The following is a 392-nucleotide window of genomic DNA, read 5'->3' as shown; positions in this document are numbered from 1 at the left end:
CAGGCCAAGCTGGCCGCGGGTGCCTACGAGGCGGCCTTCGTGGCGACGGTGCCGCCGCCCGTCATCGCGGCCAACCGCTCGCTGCTCGCGACATTGATCGCCACCAACATCCTGGGCCAAAACACCCCGGCGATCGCGGCCACCGAAGCCCAGTACATGGAGATGTGGGCGCAAGACGCCGCCGCGATGTACGGGTACGCCGGCTCGTCGGCGACGGCGTCGCAGCTGCAGCCGTTCAGCGAGCCGCCGCAGACCACGAACGACTCCGGTTCGGGGATGCAGGCGGCCGCGGTGGCCCAGTCGAGCACCTCGTCGGGCACCAATACCGCGACACAGGTGTCCCAGCTGGCGGCCGCGGCGCCCGCGGCGACGTCACCAATCAACTTGCCGCC

1 protein-coding gene is annotated in these 392 nt (G+C 71.2%); it reads left to right on the top strand.

Going from position 1 to position 392, the window contains the following annotated elements; all coding sequences use genetic code 11:
* Positions 1-392, top strand: a 392-nt coding sequence (locus tag AC5Y5O_RS32255) for a PPE family protein (RefSeq protein WP_500028776.1), incomplete at both ends; no start/stop codon positions are given.

The sequence above is a fragment of the Mycobacterium sp. NGS40 genome, from assembly GCF_059812735.1.
This window is presented reverse-complemented; position numbering and strand designations above follow the sequence as displayed.